14 protein-coding genes are annotated in these 15,420 nt (G+C 60.3%); 11 read left to right on the top strand and 3 right to left on the bottom strand.

Features of this window, described 5'->3' with window-relative positions; translation table 11 throughout:
- Window positions 1–19: 19 nt before the first annotated feature.
- The 3 genes from HMPREF2605_RS05695 (at window position 20) to HMPREF2605_RS05685 (ending at window position 3,206) form a co-directional block, all read left to right on the top strand.
- Complete coding sequence (locus HMPREF2605_RS05695; protein WP_049341495.1) at window positions 20–601, top strand: TetR/AcrR family transcriptional regulator; 582 nt, start codon at window positions 20–22, stop codon at window positions 599–601.
- Between the two features lie 244 nt (window positions 602–845).
- Window positions 846–2,120 carry a serine hydroxymethyltransferase gene (gene glyA / locus HMPREF2605_RS05690; RefSeq protein ID WP_070847312.1) on the top strand — a complete coding sequence of 425 codons (1,275 nt, stop codon included), beginning with the start codon at window positions 846–848 and terminating at the stop codon, window positions 2,118–2,120.
- A 207-nt stretch (window positions 2,121–2,327) separates the two neighbouring features.
- Window positions 2,328–3,206, top strand: coding sequence for a bifunctional methylenetetrahydrofolate dehydrogenase/methenyltetrahydrofolate cyclohydrolase (locus tag HMPREF2605_RS05685; RefSeq protein WP_070847311.1), 879 nt, complete (start codon window positions 2,328–2,330; stop codon window positions 3,204–3,206).
- Between the two features lie 106 nt (window positions 3,207–3,312).
- On the opposite strand, the gene HMPREF2605_RS05680 is transcribed toward HMPREF2605_RS05685, so the two are convergent.
- Window positions 3,313–4,146 carry a GntR family transcriptional regulator gene (locus HMPREF2605_RS05680; RefSeq protein WP_049352140.1) on the bottom strand — a complete coding sequence of 278 codons (834 nt, stop codon included), beginning with the start codon at window positions 4,144–4,146 and terminating at the stop codon, window positions 3,313–3,315.
- A gap of 80 nt (window positions 4,147–4,226) precedes the next feature.
- Here HMPREF2605_RS05680 and HMPREF2605_RS05675 point away from each other — a divergent pair, with 80 nt between their 5' ends.
- From HMPREF2605_RS05675 to HMPREF2605_RS05665, 3 genes are all read left to right on the top strand, one after another.
- Entirely contained in the window at window positions 4,227–5,102 is an 876-nt protein-coding gene (locus HMPREF2605_RS05675; protein WP_005506814.1) for an exodeoxyribonuclease III, read from the top strand.
- Between the two features lie 86 nt (window positions 5,103–5,188).
- The gene (gene trpS / locus HMPREF2605_RS05670; RefSeq protein WP_049338682.1) at window positions 5,189–6,253 is read left to right on the top strand and encodes a tryptophan--tRNA ligase; all 1,065 of its coding nucleotides are present in this window, start codon (window positions 5,189–5,191) and stop codon (window positions 6,251–6,253) included.
- Between the two features lie 51 nt (window positions 6,254–6,304).
- Entirely contained in the window at window positions 6,305–6,883 is a 579-nt protein-coding gene (locus tag HMPREF2605_RS05665) for a 2'-5' RNA ligase family protein (protein WP_070847309.1), read from the top strand.
- Between the two features lie 118 nt (window positions 6,884–7,001).
- On the opposite strand, the gene HMPREF2605_RS05660 is transcribed toward HMPREF2605_RS05665, so the two are convergent.
- Both HMPREF2605_RS05660 and HMPREF2605_RS05655 read right to left on the bottom strand, forming a co-directional pair.
- The gene (locus tag HMPREF2605_RS05660; protein WP_246828171.1) at window positions 7,002–8,399 is read right to left on the bottom strand and encodes a hypothetical protein; all 1,398 of its coding nucleotides are present in this window, start codon (window positions 8,397–8,399) and stop codon (window positions 7,002–7,004) included.
- 287 nt (window positions 8,400–8,686) lie between these two features.
- Window positions 8,687–9,796, bottom strand: coding sequence for a mannose-1-phosphate guanylyltransferase (locus tag HMPREF2605_RS05655; protein WP_049346824.1), 1,110 nt, complete (start codon window positions 9,794–9,796; stop codon window positions 8,687–8,689).
- Window positions 9,797–10,142: 346 nt separating this feature from the next.
- On the opposite strand from HMPREF2605_RS05655, the gene sdhC reads away from it, so the two are divergent.
- The 5 genes from sdhC (at window position 10,143) to HMPREF2605_RS05630 (ending at window position 15,188) form a co-directional block, all read left to right on the top strand.
- Entirely contained in the window at window positions 10,143–10,601 is a 459-nt protein-coding gene (gene sdhC / locus HMPREF2605_RS05650) for a succinate dehydrogenase, cytochrome b556 subunit (protein WP_005506819.1), read from the top strand.
- Window positions 10,602–10,604: 3 nt separating this feature from the next.
- Window positions 10,605–11,090 (top strand): succinate dehydrogenase hydrophobic membrane anchor subunit, encoded by a 486-nt coding sequence (locus HMPREF2605_RS05645; RefSeq protein WP_005506820.1) that lies wholly within the window; start codon window positions 10,605–10,607, stop codon window positions 11,088–11,090.
- Between the two features lie 51 nt (window positions 11,091–11,141).
- Window positions 11,142–12,905 (top strand): succinate dehydrogenase flavoprotein subunit, encoded by a 1,764-nt coding sequence (gene sdhA, locus HMPREF2605_RS05640; protein WP_049346822.1) that lies wholly within the window; start codon window positions 11,142–11,144, stop codon window positions 12,903–12,905.
- 1 nt (window position 12,906) lies between these two features.
- A complete protein-coding gene (locus tag HMPREF2605_RS05635) occupies window positions 12,907–13,695 on the top strand; it encodes a succinate dehydrogenase iron-sulfur subunit (RefSeq protein WP_005506828.1) in 789 nt (262 codons plus the stop codon).
- Window positions 13,696–13,937: 242 nt separating this feature from the next.
- On the top strand, window positions 13,938–15,188 hold the full coding sequence (locus HMPREF2605_RS05630) for an amidohydrolase (protein ID WP_049346821.1): 1,251 nt from the start codon (window positions 13,938–13,940) through the stop codon (window positions 15,186–15,188).
- Window positions 15,189–15,420: the final 232 nt, after the last annotated feature.

Raw genomic sequence — 15,420 nt, 5'->3', positions numbered from 1 at the left:
AGTTCGCTAGGATTAGGGTGTGCCTAAAGTCAGCGAAGAATACAAAAAGAACAGGCGTTCTCAGATTGTAGAGACCGCCCGCGAATGCTTCATCAAGCAGGGTTATCAGAAGGCTTCGATGAGCGAGATTATTGCGGCCACTGGCCTGTCTGCTGGAGCGATTTATAACCACTTCTCCTCCAAGGATGAGATTATCCTGGCGGCAGCCCGCATGGACATGGCGCCTTTCGACCGTATCCGCGCCGAACAGCCCTGGGACTACGTGTTCGGGTGCCTGAAGGTGCTGGACACCCCCAAGATTCGCCGTCACCTGCTCGTCACCTGGGGCGAGGCTGTGGCAATGCCGCAGCTGGCGACCGTGGTGTCTGAACAGCTGAGCTACCTGCGCGATCAGTCCCTGGAGCGCTACCGTGCCTGGGGAGCCGCTGAGCTGGACTTCACCGAAGAGGAGCTTGAAGAGTGGCTGACCGTTATCGGTGCCGCGGTGCTGTCGGTGCTGACCGGTTACGTGGTGCAGACCCAGCTGGTCGCTGGCGGTAAGAAGGAGAGCGCTCGCGAGGCGTACCTGGAGTATGCTTCCGCTATCCTGCGTCAGGCGTAGGGTTTGTAGACCCGCGTAGCTACCGCCGATAAGCCTAAAGGCCGGTTTATATGCCCTGCGGTGGCGCTGTAAAACTTCATCGTGATGCTTGGTAAAGCCCGTTTTCCTTCTCGAAGGAAAGCGGGCTTTACGGTATTATGAGGTGTAGCTCATATTTTTTCATTCAGGGTTTTCAGCCGCAGACAGCGCCGCAACCCCGATGATGAGCGACCGAAGATAACGCAAAAACACTCCCAGGAGCGTAATGTCCGAGCAGAAGATCCTCGAGATGCCCCTCGCCGACCTCGACCCCGAGGTTGCAGAAGCCATTGAGCTGGAGCGCAAGCGCCAGCAGAACACCCTCGAGATGATTGCATCCGAGAACTTCGTCCCCCGTGCCGTCCTCGAAAGCCAGGGCTCGGTACTGACCAACAAGTACGCTGAGGGTTACCCCGGCCGCCGCTACTACGGTGGCTGCGAATTCGTTGACATCGTCGAGGACCTCGCTATTTCTCGCGTGAAGGAACTCTTCGGCGCTGAGCACGCTAACGTTCAGCCCCACTCCGGTGCGCAGGCTAACAACGCCGTCATGCACGCGCTGCTGAACCCCGGCGACACCATCATGGGTCTGTCCCTGGCACACGGCGGCCACCTGACCCACGGTATGAAGCTGAACGTCTCCGGCAAGCTGTACAACGTTGTCGCCTACAGCGTGGACGAGAACGGCTACGTTGACATGGATCAGGTGCGCGAGCTGGCTCTGGCTGAGCGCCCCAAGCTGATTATTGCCGGCTGGTCCGCGTACCCCCGCCAGCTGGACTTCGCCGCATTCCGCGCGATTGCGGACGAAATCGGCGCGTACCTGTGGGTGGACATGGCACACTTCGCGGGCCTGGTGGCTGCGGGTCTGCACCCGAACCCCGTCCCGCATGCACACGTGGTCTCCTCCACCGTGCACAAGACCCTGGGCGGCCCCCGCTCCGGCTTCATCCTCTGCACCGAGGAACTGAAGAAGAAGATTGACTCCGCTGTGTTCCCCGGCCAGCAGGGCGGTCCGCTCATGCACGTGATTGCTGCGAAGGCTACCGCGTTCAAGGTTGCCGCATCTGATGCGTTCAAGGACCGTCAGAAGCGCACCGTTGAGGGTGCACAGATCCTGGCAAAGCGCCTGCTGCAGCAGGACGTGAAGGACGCCGGCGTTTCGATTGCATCCGGCGGTACCGACGTTCACCTGGTGCTCGTTGACCTGCGCAACCACGCCCTCAACGGTAAGGAAGCGGAGGACCTGCTGCACGATGCCGGCATTACCGTCAACCGTAACGCTGTGCCGAACGACCCGCGCCCGCCGATGGTGACCTCCGGTTTGCGTATCGGTACCTCCGCGCTGGCGACCCGCGGCTTCGACGCCGAGGGCTTCACCGAGGTTGCCGACATTATCGCCTCCGTACTGCTGCCGAACCCGGACATCGCCGCGCTGCGTGCCCGCGTTGAGGCACTGTGCGCCAAGTACCCCCTCTACCAGGGTAGCGAGAACTGGTAGACCCATGAATGACCCCGTTCGCTCAACATCTCCTCGTGGGTGCTGAGCGGGCGGGGTTATTTCGCCCTCTTACTTTTTGCCGCTCTACCCGCTACACCCGTTCAGGGACGTAGCGGGGGAGTGGTACCTCTAGGGGTACACCCTAGAACCCAACACACAGACCGTCCGTTTCGGCGAACCCGCCGCAATCTATGGAAGGAAAAAACAATGCCCCAGATTCTAGACGGTAACGCAACCGCCGCAGCCATCAAGGAAGAGCTGAAGGAGCGCGTCGAGGAGCTCAAGGCTAAGGGTATTACCCCCGGCCTGGGTACCGTGCTGGTCGGTGACGACCCCGCATCCCGCTCGTACGTGGGCGCTAAGCACCGCGACTGCGCAGAGATCGGTATTAACTCCATCCGTGTGGACCTGCCCGGTGACATCACTCAGGAAGAGCTCGACGCAGAGATCGACAAGCTGAACAACGACCCGGCGTGCACCAGCTACATTGTGCAGCTGCCCCTGCCCAAGCACCTGGACACCAACCGCGTGCTGGAGCGCATCGCCCCCGAGAAGGACGCTGACGGCCTGCACCCGACTAACCTCGGCAAGCTCGTGCTGAACGTTTCTGAGCCGCTGGACTCCCCGCTGCCCTGCACCCCCAACGGTGTCATTGAGCTGGTGAAGCGCCACGGCATCGACTGGAACGGTAAGAATGTTGTGGTGCTCGGCCGCGGCATTACCGTGGGCCGCCCGCTGGGTCTGCTGCTGACCCGCCGCGAGGTGAACGCGACCGCAACCCTGGCGCACACCGGTACCGAGAACCTGGACGAGGTGCTGCGCGAGGCTGACGTCATTGTTGCCGCTGTGGGTGTTCCGCACGTGCTGAAGGCTCACCAGGTCAAGGACGGCGCAATCCTGCTGGACGTTGGTGTTTCCCGCGCTGAGGACCCGGAAACCGGCAAGAAGAAGCTCTTCGGCGATGTCTCCCCGGAGGCCGCGCAGAAGGCGTCCTGGGTTTCCCCGAACCCCGGCGGTGTGGGCCCGATGACCCGCGCGGAGCTGCTGGTGAACGTGGTTGAGACTGCGGAGCGTCAGGCGGCGTAAGGCTCGCAACATTTCAGAGCTGATAACTCAAAAGGGCGGTGCCCCGGTAGAACAATCTACCGGGGCACCGCCCTTCACACTGTCATCACAAGAGAAAAGGCATGTGCTAGAGAATCATCTCGTAGAAGTAGGCATCGGCAAGGTACAGAGTCTCTGCGTACTCTACGGGGCTACCTTCTTCGGTGTAGCCGGTCGCGCAGACCTTGAACGCCGCCTCGCCCACGGGAACCTGGTGGTTGAACGCCTCGGCGTCGGCGTCGGTGAAGAGCGCGGCGCTGGTGCGTACGCGGGCGTGCTTAATGGCGTTGGGGGTGTCGGCAAGCTGGTCTAGCGAGCTCATCGCACCGGACATTTCCGCCATCATGGCGTCCAGGATGCTGCTTGCGGCGGCCTTGACAAAGTAGGAACGCTCAAAGCCAATGACTTCGTGGTTGGCAAGACGCAGACGACGCACGAACAGCACCTGCTCGCCCACCGGCACGGATAGGTGGGTGGAAATCTCTTCGGTGGCGTCCACCCAGCGGGTCGCAATCATGCGGGTGGAGCCCTCAAAACCGCGGCGGCGCATATCGTCAACAAAGGTGTCCACGCGCGGAATGTAGGTGGCGTCGGTGCGCTCGGCAACGTAGGTGCCGGAGCCCTGCACGTTGTAGAGCAGGCCGCGTTCAATCAGAACCTTCAGGGCGCTACGAACCGTCTGGCGGCTCACCCCAAAGTTCTGCTGAATCATGCGTTCGGTGGGCAGCTTATCGCCGGGTTTGCCGGGAATAATGTAGCGCTGCTCAATGTAGTGGATGACCTGCTCGTACTTCGGGCCGGGAATCGGGGGTAGCTCGTAGCGGCTCTCAGCGTTGTGAGCGGTACTTTCGGATGCGGTGGTGCCCGCAGAATGTGAGGGGGCACCGTGGTCGGTGGTATGTGAGGAGTGTGAATTCATCACCCAATAGTTTACCGTTCAGCCAGAGAAAAAACGCGCACGAGTGAAAATTTCTCTTCCCTCAAACTGGCATAATTAAGACTATGCATTTTTCTAACACCCCTGCACCGCGCCCGAGCGGTCTGCTTCGCGTGGCGAGCGTGAATGTGAACGGTATCCGAGCCGCCTACAAGAAGGATATGGCGGCGTGGTTGGCGAGCCGTGACATCGACATTCTCTGCCTGCAGGAGGTGCGCGCCCCCGACGCTATCGTGCGTGAGCTGCTGGACGAATCCCAGTGGCATATTCTGCACGCGGAGGCTGCCGCGAAGGGCCGTGCGGGCGTGCTGGTGGCGACCCGCCGCACCCCGAACTCGGCCGGTGAAGTTCTGGAGAACCAGCCGGTGGCGACCCGCTCGAATATTGGCGAAGAGTACTTTGACGATTCGGGCCGCTGGGTTGAGGCGGACTACGTTCTGCCCAACGGTAAGACCCTGACCGTTGTCAGCGCCTACGTTCACTCCGGCGAGGTTGGCACCCAGAAGCAGGACGATAAGTACCGCTTCCTGGAGCGCATGCTGGTGCGCATGCCTGAGCTGGCAAAGCATTCGGACCATGTGCTCATCGTGGGCGATTTGAACGTGGGCCACACCGAGCTGGACATTAAGAACTGGAAGGCTAACCAGAAGCGTGCCGGCTTCCTGCCCGAGGAACGCGCCTACTTTGACCGCTTCTTCGGCGATATCGGCTACCGCGATGTGGCTCGTGAGTTGGCGGGTCAGGTGCCCGGCCCCTACACCTGGTGGTCTTACCGCGGCAAGGCGTTCGATAATGACGCAGGCTGGCGTATCGACTACCACATGGCGACCCCGGCGCTCGCCGAAAGCGCCGTGGAGGCGGTCGTGGACCGCGCGGCAAGCTACGATGAGCGTTTCAGCGATCACGCGCCGCTCGTGGTTGACTACCGCATCGGTGAGTAAGACGCGGACCCACCTACAGATAAGTTTTTGAAGATGTGCTGCACCGTCCGCAGCACCGCACAGGAAGAACTGCACAGGAAATAACTATGGCAGACGAAAAGAAGCAGGATAAGTCCCTCATCCCTAACGCCTCTCAGCAGAAGGCGCGTATCTACTCGGGTGCGCAGCCGTCGGCTGATTCGATGCACCTGGGTAACTACATTGGTGCTGTGAACAACTGGGTGGCGTTGCAGGACGACCCGAATAACGAATGTCTGTTCTTTATCCCGGATATGCACGCCATCACCGTTCCTCAGAACCCCGAGGAGCTGCGTGAGCGTACCCGCCTGACCGCGGCGCAGTACATCGCCTCCGGTATCGACCCGACCCGCACCCCGCTGTTCGTGCAGTCGCACGTGCCCGAGCACGCCCAGCTGGCGTGGATTCTGAACTGCTTCACCGGCTTCGGTGAGGCGTCCCGTATGACCCAGTTCAAGGACAAGTCTCAGAAGCAGGGCGCTGAGAACGCCTCCGTGGGTCTGTTCACCTACCCGATTCTGATGGCTGCCGACATCCTGCTCTACCAGGTGGACGGCGTGCCCGTGGGCGAGGACCAGCGTCAGCACCTGGAGCTGACCCGTAACCTGGCTCAGCGCTTCAACTCCCGTTTCGGTGAGACCTTCGTGGTACCCGAGCCGGTGATTCTGAAGGAAACCGCTAAGATTTACGACCTGCAGGACCCGACCTCGAAGATGTCCAAGTCTGCAGCCACCGACAAGGGCCTGATCAAGCTTCTGGACACCCCCAAGACAACCCAGAAGAAGATTAAGTCCGCCGTGACTGATGACGGCTCCGTCATCGCCTACGACCGCGAGGCTAAGCCCGGCGTCTCCAACCTGCTCTCCATCTACTCGGCAATGACCGGCGAGAGCATCGATGAGATCGTGGCACGCTACGAGGGCAAGATGTACGGCCACCTGAAGGTCGACCTTGCCGATATCGTGGTGGAGCGCCTCACCCCGGTGCGTGAGCGTACCCTCGAGCTGATGGACGACCCCGCCGAGCTGGATCGCCTGCTGGCTGTGGGCGCATCCGCTGCCCGCGAGATCGCTACGGTCACCATTGAGAACGTGTACAAGAAGGTTGGCTTCCTGCCTGCCGCAGCAATCTAGCGCGCTGTTCAGCCAGTCCGGCTGAGACGCCGCATTACCTGCACGATTGAGATGACAGCACAAGAGAACTCTTCGAGCCCCACGACGGCTCCTGTATCCCCGACCCTGAAACCCGGTCGCCGCTACCTGAGCGTTATTGCGCACGTGAGCGGTGAGAATGTTCAGCGCCTGGAAGAGTGGAAGCGCGCGGTAGCCGGTGGTGCGGTGGCGCCTATCAGTACCCACGTGACCGTGTACCTGACGGAGCTGAACGAGTCTCTAATGGCTGAGGTGCAGTCCCCGCAGTTCCGCGACGCGCTGGACACGCCGCGTTTTGAGGCGCGCTGGGGTTCGGTGCACTCCTTCCGCCCGGTCACCGAGGTGGAGTACCTGAACCTGGAGGCGGGTAGGGCCGAGTTCGAGCAGATTCACCAGAAGCTGGTTGAGCTATTCGGTGCCGGCGCGGCGTCCTTCCCGTACGTGCCGCACGTGACTCTGGGCCACGGGCTCACGGAGGCGCAGGTGGCGAACGCTCACAAGGTGTTTGATGCCCTACCCGCCGAGCAGCGTACCTTCACCGTGGATCATCTGCACTACTACTCCTACGACGGGCAGAACTGGGAAGAGATTGGGGTTCTGCCGCTCCGTTAGTGGCTGGCGCATAAACCCTGCATACATAAAGAGAGATGCGACCGATAGGTTATCGGTCGCATCTCTCTTTATGCTTTCGCTCGGTTTATCTCAGTGTGAACGTGCTAGTGAGAGCGTCCTAGTGGGAGTGGCCCTCGTGAGCCTCGCCGGATTCGTGAGCATCTGCGGAAGCTGAGGAAGAAGCCGCGCCGTGCGAGCCGTGCGCCTCAGCCTCAACCGGTGCAGCATTCGCGGAAGAAACACCCAGGATCTCGTTCGGGGTCTTCGGAAGCTCCACGCTCATCAGCTCCTTGGGTGCTGCCGGGTTCGACAGGGATACCGCAATGAGCTTCTTGGTCGCCGGGTCGGTCACGTAGGCGGTCTTACCGTCCACCCACAGCGCCGGGCGCTCATCCTGCCAGGTCTCAGACTCGGTCCACGCCTCCATGAGCTGTACGGAGCCGAGCTCGGCACCGGTCGCCGGATCGAAGACGCGCAGCTTACCGTCGGTGGTCAGCAGTAGCGCCTCACCCTGGGGGCCGCGAGCCAGCGAACGGAAGGTGTAGCTCACGCCAGAAGGCAGGGAGTAGACGGTGCGGGTTGCCGCAACGGTGTCGATAATGGAGAACTTCTCCGGGCGCTCCAGCTTAGCGTCCTTGTCGGTCTTGTAATCCGCCAGAACGTACTGGGAGTCAGCCTTACCAGCCTGGTTACCGGAACGCGAGTACGGGTCCTCGGGGTTGGTGATCTTGGTGAACTTGCCGTCCTTGTAGACCAGCGCGCCGTCGGTGCAGCCGATGGAGAACGCGCCGTCCTTGGCGATAGCTTCACCGTGAACGCCGGGGCAGGCGGGGCTCTCGGTGACGGTCTTGCCCTGAGCATCCACAACAGCGGCACCGGTGCGGGTCTTCGAATCGCCAACCGCTACCAGGTACTGGTCGTTGGGCAGCGGGATTGCGAAGCCGTGGTGCGGCTTCGGCAGGGTGACGGTAGTGGTCTCCAGGGAGGAGGCGGTGCGCTTGTCATGGGTCAGCTTCGCCGGATCGTACACGGCGAAGGAGCCGGTGCCGTCAGCGAATGCCGCGACCTTGCCGTTGTCCTTGATGACGTGACCGGTGTGGTCAGCCGCCAGAGACAGCGAAGACAGCGACGGGGAAGTGGTGTAGTAGTGCGAGTGGTCGCCGTGCGCTACGGACCATACGCCGGTGTCCAGGAAGGTGTAGCTGTTGCCGTCTGCAACGACGAGGTGGCGGTTATCGCCAGCGTCGGAGAGGCGCAAGAAGCCTTCCTTGGGGATGTCGGCGAGCAACTTCATATCTTTAGCGTCGTAGACGAGTACGCCGCCGTCGTAGGTGATGGCGACTCGGCTTGCCGCGCCCTTGCCTTCGGTGATGGGTGCGGGGGTTGCGCTCGCGGAGGTGGAAGCGCTGGGGCTGGTCTGTGCGTTCTGGGTGGTCTGGGAGCCGCATGCGGTCAGGGCGAGGGCGGCTACTGCGCCGAGTGCGCCGGCGCGGGTGAGGAAAAACTTACGGGTCATGTGCATGCACCAAGATTAACATGAGAATGGTTCTCTATAGAAGCTACTCCTTGGCTCATATCAGAGTCTGGAAGTGCAGTCTGCGTCGGGCCTGCAGGGCGTCCTGCGCTCTTCTCATTCGAAGGGGGATTCCTTCCCGGCCCCACTATGCGAAAGCCTTGAACCGACCCGCGAAGTGTCTCATCAGGGCATAAGAAAAACCGGCTCCCTTCTGAAAAGAAGAGAGCCGGTTTCTAGAGGTGTCTTTTGCTCGAATAGGGTTCACGTACCTACTCGGGGCTAAAAACTTAAAGGAGGTTGTTCAGGCCTCGCGCCTTGACCTCACCCACAGCGTCCTTGACAGCCTGAGCCTTGGAGCGCGGAGCGACCAACAGAGCATCGGGGGTATCCACCACAACGATGTCATCGAGACCAATGATAGAGATCTTACGGTCGGTGTTCGCAACAACAATGCCGGAGCAACCGTGGTTAATGACGTTGTCCTTCTCGCCGAGGATGGTCAGCTCTTCGCCGCTCTTCTCGGTGTTCAGGCGTGCCACGGCGTCGAAGTCTCCAACGTCGTCCCAGCTGAAGGAGCCGGGAACCATTGCAACGTCGCCTGCAGCTGCGGCAGGCTCTGCCACTGCGTAGTCAATAGCGGTCTTCGGCAGGGTCTCCCACACGCGCTCCATGACGGTCTCACGTTCGGGGGTGTCCCATGCGTTAGCAATCTCCATGATGCCCGCGTACAGCTCGGGCTCGTTCGCCTCGAGGTGCTTGAGCATCAGGGCTGCCGGTGCCACGAACATGCCTGCGTTCCAGGTGTACTCACCGGAATCCAGGTACTTCTGTGCGGTAGCGGTGTCCGGCTTCTCCACGAAGGTGTCCACCGCGTGAGCGTTGGGTGCACCCTCGATGCCCAGGGACTCGCTGGCGTGAATGTAGCCAAATGCGCTGGAGGGCTCGGTGGGGGTAATGCCGATGGTGACAATCTTGCCGGTTGCCGCGGTGATGACAGCCTCGGTCACCACGCGCTGGAACTCGTCCACCGGGCTGATGACGTGGTCAGCTGCGAAGGAGCCGATGATAGCGTCCGGTTCGCGGCGGTGGATGATGGCGCAAGCCAAGCCGATAGCTGCAGCCGAATCCTTGGGGGAGGGCTCCAGTACCAGGTCAGCGGCCCGCAGTTCAGGAATCTGCTGGGTAACCGCATTGGCGTGCGAAGTGCCGGTAACCACCATGACGGAACCGTTGCTGAGATCGATGAGACGGTCGTAGGTGTCACGCAGCAGAGAATTGCCCGACGAGGTGAGGTCGAGCAGGAACTTCGGGGCGTGCGCGCGGGACAGGGGCCACAAACGCGAGCCAACACCGCCGGCGGGAATGAGCGGGCGGAATCGAGTGAGTGCAGTATTCATCGCTTCAAGAATAGCGGGTCAATTTGTCATATATCGAATTCTTTTAGGTTTTAACAAAAAAGTGTCAGGCGGCTCTCATTTAGGCGATGTTTGAGGTTAGGTTAAGGTAAGTTCCGCACAAACACAGGGAAGTAGGCGATATGGTAATAAAAACATGCCCTAATTCACTTTTAGAACCTGTAAAAATTCCCTAAACAGGGTGTCAATAAGCTGTGAATTTACCTGATATCTTGGAAGTAACAGACGAACAAAAGCAGTCGGTGAGCACACAGCTGTGCCCGGAAGCTGAGGGTCACAATGACCCCTCAGAACCCGGAAGCTCGCCGTCGCAGCAGGAGGTTATTCAGTGTTGAATGGTTCTAAAGGAACCCTCTACCGCGGCCGCTGGGGCATGTGGTCCTGGGTTGCTCATCGCATTACCGGTATCGCGATTTTCTTCTTCCTTCTTGTACACATCCTGGATACTGCCGTCGTGCGTATCTCCCCGGAGGCCTACAACGGCGTACTGAGCCTGTACAAGAACCCCATCATGGGTCTGGGTGAGACCGCGCTTGTCGCCGCCATCGTCTACCACGCGTTCAACGGTATCCGCATTATCCTCATTGACTTCTGGGGTAAGGCAACCAACTCACACGTGGAGCACATCCAGGCGAAGAACAAGGACGGCAACGTCGAAATCAGCCAGAAGGCAACTTACACGCACATCAAGATTCTCTGGGTTGTGCTTTTCCTCTGGGCAATCACCGTTGCTGGCTTCGCAGCACGTCACCTGCCGATCGTTTTCTCGCACATGGGAGGTCACTAAACTATGGCTACTCCGCTTAAGCCCCGCACCTATGTACCCCGTCTGCGTGACAACCGCATCGACGGTGTGAAATACAACCGCTCCTCCTCCAAGCGCAACAACTTTGAGATGTTCGCTTGGCTGGGTATGCGCCTGTCCGGCGTCGTACTCGTCGTGCTGATTTTCGGTCACCTGTTCTCCAACCTCATGGTCGGCGACGGCATCCACGCCATCGACTTCGGCTTCGTGGGCGGCAAGTGGGCGAACCCCTTCTGGCAGGTCTGGGACCTGCTGCTGCTCTGGCTGGCTATGCTGCACGGTGCTAACGGCATCCGCGTCATCATCGATGACTACGCAGAGAAGGACCGCCTGCGCGTTTGGCTGAAGGTCATCCTCTTCGCAGCATGCGCATTCGTCCTGCTGGTTGGTACCCTCACCATCTTCGCGTTCGACCCCTGCCCCTCCGGCGCAGCGGCTGAACTGCTCCCCAGCTTCTGCTCGGCACGCTAACGGCGACGTATCCGAGACAAACGAAAACATCTAAAACACAGAAAGAACATCATGCAGGTACATAAGTACGATGTAGTGATCGTCGGTGCCGGCGGCGCAGGTATGCGTGCCGCCATTGAGGCCGGTCAGCGAGTTCGCACCGCGGTACTGACCAAGCTATACCCCACCCGCTCCCACACCGGTGCGGCACAGGGTGGCATGTGCGCCGCTCTGGCTAACGTTGAAGAGGACAACTGGGAGTGGCACACCTTTGACACCGTCAAGGGTGGCGACTACCTGGTTGACCAGGACGCAGCAGAAATCATGGCTAAGGAAGCTATCGACGCTGTGCTCGACCTGGAAAAGATGGGTCTTCCCTTCAACCGAACCCCCGAAGGCCGCATCGACCAGCGCCGCTTCGGTGGCCACACCCGTGACCACGGTAAGGCCGCTGTGCGCCGCGCATGCTACGCAGCTGACCGTACCGGCCACATGATTCTGCAGACCCTCTACCAGAACTGCGTTCGCCACAATGTGGAGTTCTACAACGAGTTCTACGTTCTCGACCTAATCCTGGTCAAGGACGAAGAGGGCAAGCCCCGCCCCGCCGGCGTCGTCTCCTACGACCTGGCAACCGGCGAGGTTCACGTCTTCCAGGCTAAGTCCGTGATCTTCGCATCCGGCGGTTGTGGCAAGATCTTCAAGACCACCTCCAACGCGCACACCCTCACCGGTGACGGCATGGCTATCGCACTGCGCGCAGGCCTGCCCCTGGAGGACATGGAATTCGTTCAGTTCCACCCGACCGGCCTGGCTGGCCTGGGCATTCTCGTCACCGAGGGTGCTCGTGGTGAAGGCGGTATTCTCCGTAACGCTGACGGTGAGCGCTTCATGGAGCGCTACGCACCCACCATTAAGGACCTCGCACCCCGCGATATCGTGGCACGTGCAATGGCGAACGAGGTGCGCGAAGGCCGCGGCTGCGGTCCCCACAAGGACTACGTGCTGCTGGACCTGACTCACCTGGAGCCCTCGCACATCGATGAGAAGCTGCCCGATATTACCGAGTTCGCTCGTACCTACCTGGCAGTGGAACCGCACCACCAGCCCATCCCGGTGTTCCCCACCGCACACTACGCAATGGGCGGTATCCCCACCAACAACGAGACCGAGGTCTACCACAACAGCAAGGAGACCATCCCCGGCCTCTACGCAGCTGGTGAGGTTGCTTGTGTGTCCGTCCACGGTGCAAACCGTCTGGGCACCAACTCCCTGCTGGACATCAACGTGTTCGGTAAGCGTGCAGGCCGCAAGGCTGCAGAGTACGCAGCATCCGCTGAGTTCGTACCCGTTCCGGATGACGCAGCAGATCGCGTTCTGAACATGCTCAACGGCATCCTCGAAGGCAAGGGCACCGAGAAGGTCGGCGCTATCCGCGCAGACCTGCAGAAGGCTATGGAAGCTGACATGCAGGTGTTCCGTACCGACGAGACCATCCGCGCAGCACTGGCAACCATTGCTGAACTGGAAGAGCGTTACAAGAACATCTCCATCCAGGACAAGGGCAAGCGCTTCAACCTCGACCTGCTCGAGGCTGTCGAGCTCGGCTTCCTGATTGAGCTGGCAAAGGTCATGTCCGTTGGCGCGTTGCACCGTAAGGAATCCCGTGGTGGTCACTACCGCGAGGACTTCCCCAAGCGTGACGACGTCAACTTCATGAAGCACTCGATGGTCTACCTCGACCCCGAATCCGAGTTTGAGGGTGTCAAGGGCCTGCGATTCGAAACCAAGCCCGTTGTCTACACCCGCTACGAGCCGAAGGAGCGTAAGTACTAAAATGGCTGAAAACGAACTCCCCGAACCGGAATCCGTCAAGCTGTTTGAGGGTATGACCGGCGGCGACTCCGATTCCATCCCCACCTACGATGTGGTCATCAAGATTCGCCGCTACAACCCGGAAGTTTCCTCCGAGGCCTACTGGGACGAATTCCCGCTGACCATGTACCGCACCGACCGCGTGCTCGATGCCCTGCACAAGATCAAGTGGGAAGTAGACGGCTCCGTCTCCTTCCGCCGCTCCTGTGCACACGGTATTTGTGGCTCGGACGCAATGCGCATTAACGGCCGTAACCGCCTGGCTTGCAAGACCCTGCTGAAGGACCTTGACCTGTCCAAGCCGATTACCGTTGAGCCCATCAAGGGTCTGCCCTGCGAAAAGGACCTCATCGTTGACATGGAGCCCTTCTTCCAGGCATACCGCGAAATCATGCCGTTCTTCATCAACGACTCGAACGAGCCTGAGCGTGAGCGCCTGCAGACCATTGAGGATCGTGCACGTTTCGATGACACCACCAAGTGCATCCTCTGTGCAGCATGTACCTCGTCCTGCCCGGTCTTCTGGACCGACGGTCAGTACTTCGGCCCCTCCGCTATCGTGAACGCACACCGCTTCATCTTCGACTCGCGCGATGATGCAGGCGACCTGCGTCTGGAGATCCTCAACGATAAGGAAGGCGTATGGCGTTGCCGTACCACCTTCAACTGCACCGAGGCTTGCCCCCGTGGCATCCAGATCACCAAGGCTATTGCCGAGGTGAAGCAGGCAATCCTGAGCCGCTCGCTCTAATCTGAGCACGCGGTATCAGCTGATACAGCATTGACGATTCAAGCCGTCACCCACACCGGGTGGCGGCTTGAATTGTTTGACAGAAAAGGCCCGGCAGAAAAGGCTGAACAGAGCATCAATCGGGGCTCCGGGGCACACAAAAACTCTTCACAATCTGTCATAAAGTCATAGATATTCTCGAGGGCTGTCAGAAAGGGGGAGTAGGTAGGTAAACCTCGGTGTGCGGCGTTATTCTACTGTGTATGGTTTTCGCTAATTCTCGCTACGATTTGTCTACCCCCGTCTTTGACGACTGGGTGGAGCGCATGATGGGTACCCTCGTGCAGTTCCGCCGCGAAGTGCACGCTAACCCGGAGCTTTCCTTCCGTGAGGTGGCGACCACTGAGCGCCTCATGAATCGACTGCGAGAAGCCGGCATGAACCCGGTCGCTTGCGAAGGAACCGGCTGCTACGTCGACATTGGAAGCGGCCCCTTCGCCGTGGCATTGCGCGCCGATATTGATGCTCTGCCCATTGTTGAGCAGACCGACCTGCCCTACGCCTCCACCGTGCCCGGTGTGATGCATGCCTGCGGCCACGATATTCACCAGACCGTCATGCTCGGCGTGGCGCTGGCACTGCATGAGCTGAACGAGAAGACCCCGCTGGGCCGTAGCGTCCGTATTCTCTTCCAGCCCGCTGAGGAGCAGCTGCCCGGTGGCGCGGTGCAGATGATTTCGCAGGGTCTGCTCAAGGACATTCCGCGTGCGTTCGCCCTGCACTGCGACCCGAAGGTGGACCTGGGCCAGATTGGTACCCGTATCGGTGCGATTACTAGCGCCTCCGATACTGTGAAGATTCACCTGAGCGGCCACGGAGGCCACACCTCCCGCCCGCACCTGACCGAAGACCTCATCTATGCGATGAGCCAGATTGCTGTACAGGTTCCCGCTGTGCTGACCCGCCGCACCGACGTGCGTTCGGGCGTGCTGGTGGCATGGGGCCAGGTCAGTGCCGGTGTTGCCCCCAATGCTATCCCCGCAGAAGGCTACCTGGCGGGCACCATGCGCTGCCTGGACGTTGAGGTTTGGCGCCAGGCGGGCAACCTGCTGGATGAAGTCATCGAGCAGGTCGCTGTGCCCTTCGGTGTGAAGGCGCGAGTGGAGCACATCCGCGGCGTGCCCCCGGTCGTCAACACCGACCTGGAAACCACCATGCTGGAGAACGCGGCTCGCGCCGAGCTGGGCGAAGACTCCATCGTGCTGGTCGAGCAGTCCATGGGCGGCGAAGACTTCGCGTGGATGTTGCAGGAAGTTCCCGGCTCCATGTTCCGCCTGGGTACCCGCGCCCCCGGCGACCCCACCTATGATCTGCACCAGGGTGATTACGCCCCGAGCGAGCAGGCGATCGGCATTGGTGTGCGCGTCATGGCGGCAACTGCCCTGCGTGCCGTCCGTTTTGAGCTGGCGAAGGCAGCGAAGGCGGCAAACCCCATCCGCGATGAGGCACGCTAAAGAGCTTTTCGAAAGCTTATAAGCCAGGCTTGAAAGTACGGCTATATAGCCGCATCAAGCCTTGAAAGCTGTACAAGTTTCACCCCGTTACCTCTCACCGAGTGACGGGGTGAAACTCTATGCACGCGATAGAATTAAAAGGATTATGAGGACATTTGCGTTATGTTCCCGACCCCGTGCTCACACACCCTCGGGGGATGAAGGAGATAGCGCATCATCACACGGCGCACGC

Origin of the sequence: Rothia sp. HMSC065C03 (genome assembly GCF_001837295.1) — a bacterium.
In the GTDB taxonomy this organism is placed as follows: domain Bacteria; phylum Actinomycetota; class Actinomycetes; order Actinomycetales; family Micrococcaceae; genus Rothia.
The sequence above is the reverse complement of the archived record's forward strand: the minus strand, read 5'-3'. Positions and strand labels throughout refer to the sequence as shown.

Coding starts and splice junctions, on each gene's coding strand:
- glyA (WP_070847312.1), top strand. CDS start 846: ATGTCCGAGCAGAAGATCCTCGAGATGCCCCTCGCCGACCTCGACCCC.
- HMPREF2605_RS05630 (WP_049346821.1), top strand. CDS start 13,938: ATGGTTTTCGCTAATTCTCGCTACGATTTGTCTACCCCCGTCTTTGAC.
- HMPREF2605_RS05665 (WP_070847309.1), top strand. CDS start 6,305: ATGACAGCACAAGAGAACTCTTCGAGCCCCACGACGGCTCCTGTATCC.
- HMPREF2605_RS05675 (WP_005506814.1), top strand. CDS start 4,227: ATGCATTTTTCTAACACCCCTGCACCGCGCCCGAGCGGTCTGCTTCGC.
- HMPREF2605_RS05645 (WP_005506820.1), top strand. CDS start 10,605: ATGGCTACTCCGCTTAAGCCCCGCACCTATGTACCCCGTCTGCGTGAC.
- HMPREF2605_RS05655 (WP_049346824.1), bottom strand. CDS start 9,796: ATGAATACTGCACTCACTCGATTCCGCCCGCTCATTCCCGCCGGCGGT.
- HMPREF2605_RS05635 (WP_005506828.1), top strand. CDS start 12,907: ATGGCTGAAAACGAACTCCCCGAACCGGAATCCGTCAAGCTGTTTGAG.
- HMPREF2605_RS05660 (WP_246828171.1), bottom strand. CDS start 8,399: ATGACCCGTAAGTTTTTCCTCACCCGCGCCGGCGCACTCGGCGCAGTA.
- HMPREF2605_RS05685 (WP_070847311.1), top strand. CDS start 2,328: ATGCCCCAGATTCTAGACGGTAACGCAACCGCCGCAGCCATCAAGGAA.
- sdhA (WP_049346822.1), top strand. CDS start 11,142: ATGCAGGTACATAAGTACGATGTAGTGATCGTCGGTGCCGGCGGCGCA.
- trpS (WP_049338682.1), top strand. CDS start 5,189: ATGGCAGACGAAAAGAAGCAGGATAAGTCCCTCATCCCTAACGCCTCT.